This window comes from Halomonas sp. (assembly GCF_031581305.1).
Lineage (GTDB): Bacteria > Pseudomonadota > Gammaproteobacteria > Pseudomonadales > Halomonadaceae > Halomonas.
Genome location: NZ_JAVLBC010000215.1, coordinates 1 through 5,073, shown reverse-complemented (window position 1 = coordinate 5,073; position 5,073 = coordinate 1). Strand labels below are relative to the sequence as shown.

At 68.4% G+C, this 5,073-nt stretch carries 6 protein-coding genes; 3 read left to right on the top strand and 3 right to left on the bottom strand.

Annotated elements, in window-relative coordinates; genetic code table 11:
* Positions 1–51 precede the first annotated feature (51 nt).
* A complete protein-coding gene (locus RI841_RS14285) occupies positions 52–588 on the bottom strand; it encodes an NUDIX domain-containing protein (protein ID WP_310706302.1) in 537 nt (178 codons plus the stop codon).
* Between the two features lie 121 nt (positions 589–709).
* Between RI841_RS14285 and RI841_RS14280 the strand changes: the two genes are divergently transcribed.
* Entirely contained in the window at positions 710–2,362 is a 1,653-nt protein-coding gene (locus tag RI841_RS14280; protein WP_310706301.1) for an acyl-CoA dehydrogenase family protein, read from the top strand.
* Between the two features lie 57 nt (positions 2,363–2,419).
* On the opposite strand, the gene RI841_RS14275 is transcribed toward RI841_RS14280, so the two are convergent.
* Positions 2,420–3,037, bottom strand: coding sequence for a LysE family transporter (locus RI841_RS14275; RefSeq protein WP_310706300.1), 618 nt, complete (start codon positions 3,035–3,037; stop codon positions 2,420–2,422).
* 34 nt (positions 3,038–3,071) lie between these two features.
* Positions 3,072–3,485, bottom strand: coding sequence for a nucleoside diphosphate kinase regulator (gene rnk, locus RI841_RS14270; protein ID WP_310706299.1), 414 nt, complete (start codon positions 3,483–3,485; stop codon positions 3,072–3,074).
* 199 nt (positions 3,486–3,684) lie between these two features.
* Here rnk and RI841_RS14265 point away from each other — a divergent pair, with 199 nt between their 5' ends.
* Together RI841_RS14265 and RI841_RS14260 are read left to right on the top strand one after the other, a co-directional pair.
* Positions 3,685–3,840, top strand: coding sequence for a hypothetical protein (locus RI841_RS14265; protein WP_310706298.1), 156 nt, complete (start codon positions 3,685–3,687; stop codon positions 3,838–3,840).
* Positions 3,830–4,444, top strand: a complete 615-nt coding sequence (locus RI841_RS14260; protein WP_310706297.1) for an exopolysaccharide biosynthesis protein — start codon at positions 3,830–3,832, stop codon at positions 4,442–4,444. The genes RI841_RS14265 and RI841_RS14260 overlap by 11 nt, the downstream gene beginning before the upstream one ends.
* Positions 4,445–5,073 lie beyond the last annotated feature (629 nt).

Below are 5,073 nucleotides of genomic sequence, written 5' to 3'. Positions count from 1 at the left end.
CCTCCAGGGCGGCAAGCACCGCGTCCAGGTCGAAAAGCCGCTCCGGCCGGTTCATCGCCCCGCCTCCAGCTCGCCGGCGGCCAGCAGGGCCTCGACCGCCTGGCGGGTATCCGGGGTGACGCCCTCCAGGGCCAGGGCCTCGCCGGGCGGCAGCCAGAAGACCCCGGCCACCTCCTCGGCCTGCAGCGTCAGCGGGCCGTCGTGGTCGACCAGGAAGAGGCTGCCGAAGATGTGGTTGCCGCCCGCGTCGTGGACGAACCCGCCCAGGTGGCGCAGCGGCACACCCCGGATGCCGAGCTCCTCGGCCAGCTCGCGACGGGCCGCCACGTGGACGGCCTCGCCTGCTCCCACCACGCCGCCGGCGGCGAGGTCCAGACTGCCCGGGAAGACCTCCTTGGTCAGGGTGCGACGCTGCACGCAGAGCTCGCCGCGGCGGTTGCGCACCACCACATAGGTGGCCCGGTGCCAGAACCGGAAACGACGCATGGCAGCCCGAGGAGCGCTGCCGCAGGGGCGGTTGCACGCATCCACCAGCTGGATCTGCTCATCGGCGATATGCGGTTCGGGCAGGGACGCATCGGCGCTCATGGGGGACTCCCGGGGAAATGCCTTCAGCCTACCCAGTCACGGCGGCAGCGTCACGCCACGCGTTGACCGTTCCCGGGGCGACGACCATGCTCATGATAGGCCTCTACCGCGGAGCTCGACCATGCCCGCCCCTGCTCCCCGCACCCGCCTGGCCACCCATGAGGTGACCAACCAGCCAGCGCCGCCAACGGACCGTGACCTGCTCGCCGGGGATGCCCCGCTGCAGGAGGCCCTGGCCCGGGAGGCCCCGGCGTGGGTCACCAGGCGCCTTCCCCCCCTGGGGCGCGAGGCCGGCAGCGCCCGGGTTCAGGCCCTCGGGGAGGCGGCCAACCGCCATCCGCCCGAACTGCGCCTCTTCGACCGTCATGGCCGGCGGCTGGACGAGGTGGCCTACCACCCCGCCTACCACGAGCTGATGCACCTGGCCATCGACCATGGCTGGCATGCGGTAGCCTGGCAGGAGGAGGGGCGGGGTGGCCACCAGGCCCATGTCGCCGCCCTCTACCTGCTGACCCAGGCCGAGCCCGGCTTCTGCTGCCCGGTCACCATGACCCATGCCGCCCTGCCGGTGCTGCGCCACTCGCCCGCCGTCGAGGCGCACTGGGCCCCGGGACTGCTGGCCTGGGACTACGACCCGCGCGTGCTGCCTGCGGGAGAGAAGACCGGGCTGACCTTCGGCATGGCGATGACCGAGAAGCAGGGCGGCAGCGACGTGCGCGCCAATACCACCCGCGCCGAGTGCTCGGCAGATGGCTGGCGGCTGAGCGGCCACAAGTGGTTCTGCAGCGCCCCCATGTCCGATGCCTTCCTGACCCTGGCCCGCACCGATGAGGGCCTCTCCTGCTTCCTGGTGCCGCGTTTCACCCCGGACGGTAAGCGCAACCCCATCGAGCTGCAGCGTCTCAAGGAAAAGTGCGGTAACCGTGCCAATGCGTCGGCGGAGATCGAGTATCGCGGCGCCCGGGCCGAGCCGGTGGGCGAGCCCGGCCGCGGCATCGCCACCATCCTCGAGATGGTCCAGCAGACGCGGCTCGATGCCGCCACCGCACCGGTGGGCATGATGCGCCAGGCCCTGGTGGAGGCCTGGCAGCATGTCCGGGAGCGCCACGCCTTCGGCCGGGCGCTGGCCGAGCAGCCGCTGATGCGGGTGCTGCTGGCCGACATGGCCCTGGAGGTGGAAGCCGGCCTGGCGCTGGTGATGCGCACCGCCCGGGCCGTCGATGGCGCCGCGCGTGGCGATGCCCAGGAGCAGGCCCTGTCACGGCTGCTGCCGACCCTGGCCAAGTACTGGCACAACAAGCGCACCCCCGGCTTCATGGCCGAGGCCATGGAATGCCTGGGCGGGATCGGCTATGTGGAGGAGGCGCCACTGGCCCGGCTCTACCGCGAGGCGCCGGTCAACTCGATCTGGGAGGGGTCCGGCAACGTGATCTGCCTGGACCTGCTGCGGGTGCTTGACCGCCACCCGGAAGCGCTGGCGGCGCTGCAGGCCGAGTTCGCCACGGTCCGTGGCCAGCAGACCGAGCTCGACCGCGCCCTTTCCCTGCTGGATGCCGAGCTGGCCGCGTCATCCGAGGTGCTTGAGCCACGTGCCCGCTGGCTCGCCCAGCGGCTGGCCCAGTGCCTGCAGGCCGCCCTGCTGCTGCGCCATGCCCCCTCGGAGGTGGCCGAGACCTTCTGCCGCTCGCGACTGGGTGACGAGGCCGGACCGGCCTACGGGGTGCTGCCCGGCGATGCGCCGCTGGCGGCGCTGCTGGCACGCATCGGCAATTGAGTCCCGGCCAGGGTCAGGATCACAGGAACAGGGCATGATACAAGTCGACGCAAGCATTCAGGCGATGGGCCCGACCACGACCCGCAGCGCCAGGGCCAGCAGCAGCACGCCGGTGATGCGGTTGAGCCAGTGGGCCCGGGCCTGCAGCCAGGGCAGCACCCGCGAGTGGGACAGGCCCACCGCCACCAGCACGTACCAGCCACCGTCGATGACCATTGCCGTGAGCACCACCAGTGCCTTGGCCGCGAGGCTCATCTCGGGGGTCACGAACTGGCTGAGCAGGGCGATGAAGAAGAGGATCAGCTTGGGGTTGCCCAGCGCCACCAGCACGCCCTCTCGCGCCGCCTGTCGACGGCTGGTGGCCATGGCTGCGGCATCCAGGGCGCCGGCCCGTCCGGCGCGCAGGGCCTTGATCCCCAACCACGCCAGGTAGGCCGCCCCGCCCCAGGTGATCGCCTGGAACAGCAGCGGAAAGCGCACGATCAGCGCGCCCAGACCCCACACCGTGAGCAGCGCATAGAAGCCCACGCCAAGGGCATGGGCGAGGGCCGCCGCGACTCCCGGCAGGCGCCCTCCGCCCAGGGTATGACGAAGCACCAGGGCCAGACTGGGGCCGGGTGACATCGCCCCCATGGCGCAGACAGCGGCCAGTGACAACCAGAGCGAGAAGGGCATGCAAGGACCTCCAGAGAGCGGAGTCGGCTGGGTTTCAACGGTGGCACTGGCCTTCCCGCTCGGGCGGCCAGAGGATAGCATCGATGCGCAGCTGCGCCTCATGGCCGCCCGGCAGGGGCCAGTTGATAGTGTCGCCGATGCGCAGACCAATCAAGGCCGCGCCCACGGGGGCCATCCCCGAGATGCCGTCCTCGGTGGTGGCCAGCGCATGGGGATAGACCAGGGCGCGGATGATCTGCCGGTCGCGGTCGAGATCGGTGAACTGCACCTGGCTACACATGCTGACCACGTCACCGGGGATCTGCTCCGGGTCGACCACCTCACCGCGCGCCAGTTCCTCTTCCAGGGAGCGGGCCACCGCCAGGTCATTGTCGTCGGCCTCGTCGATGAGCCGCTGCAGACGCTCGGCATCGAGTCGGTAGATGATGATAGGGAGGCGCGTCGCCATGAAACCTCCTGGGCTCCGTCAACGCTGATTGCACGCTTTCCGAGGTAACCAACGAAAACAGCCCTCCACCCGAAAACGGGCGCAGGACTGTGTTACTCCTACCTTACGCCATCCCGGGACGAGGCAACAGCCCCACAGGGCTGCAGACCCCTCGGCCGCGACGCTACACTGTCACCACACCTCGACAGAGACGCTGCCCATGACGGTCCGGACCCTCGCCATTGCCCTACTGATCCTCGGTGCCCTGCTGCCCATCATCGGCTGGTGGGCCTCCAGCCCGATCGCCTTCGTGGGGCCGGCGCTGCTGCTGCTCGGCGTCCTGCTTCTCTGGACCCGGAGACAACATGGCCGGTGATGCCTGCGACACCGCTGAGCAGGCAGCCCCGACCGACATGACCGGCCTGCTGGAAAGGATCCAGCAGGCCGGCCGGCGCCAGGATAGCGTCAGCCTCGGGACCATCCTCGACAGCGTGGGGCGCCGCTCCTTCGCCCCCTTCCTGCTGGTCGCCGGGCTGGTCACCCTGGCGCCGCTGGTCGGTGATATTCCCGGGGTGCCGACCCTGATGGCGGCCCTGGTGATCCTTTCCTCCGTCCAGCTGCTGGTCGGTCGGGACCATATCTGGCTGCCCGCCTGGCTTCTGGAACGTCGGGTCTCGCGGGCGCGCTTCGTCAAGGCAACCGAGCGGATGAAGCGCCCGGCCCGCTGGATCGACCATTTACTCAAGCAGCGGCTCGTTCGACTCACACAGCCACCGGCCCATCTCCCCGTGGCCCTGACCTGCCTGCTGATCGCCCTGGCCATGCCCCCCATGGAGATGGTGCCCTTCACCGCCAACGGTGCCGGCCTGGCCCTGACACTCTTCGCCCTGGCATTGCTCGCCAAAGACGGCCTGATGGCCCTGCTGGGCTACGCCCTGACCGGCGGCACCCTGGCACTGGTGATCGTCAACCTGACCTGAACGGCCACAGACTCCGAGGTCCTCAAGGCGTCGCGTAACCCCGACATCTACTGGATCACCCGGCTATGCCTCGCCACAGGTGCCCGCTGGAGTGAAGCCCAATACTTGCGAGCCGAGAGGTTCCGTGACGGTCGTGACACCTGCGTCGGCACCAAGAACTGCCGTCATCGCACCATTCCGCTTCCCACCCCTGTTTCACCGCCCTGGTCGACCATGCTTCCGCACAGACGGTTGTCAGCCTTTCGTGAGAGGAGTCAAAGAAGCAGCAGGGATCCAGTTGCCACCAGACCATGACCATGACCATGACCATGAGAGATGGTCACCTGTCCCCCGACCGCCTGCCCGGCGCGATCAAGTACGCACCGAAGATCGGTTGACACTTTGTTGAAACATGAGGAAAACGCGAAGGAATCAACGAGGGAAGGAACAGCTAACATATTGATTCCAATGGTACCGGCGGTCGGACTCGAACCGACAAGGGCTTGCACCCGGCGGATTTTGAATCCAATCAATCAGTTACGAATGAGGCTTAAGATCAGATATTTCTAAAGTGTGACACCTCAATGGAGAGATGTCTTCTCCCTAAGGGTACCCCTTACAACATCGCTCCACCAGCTACTGGATCATGT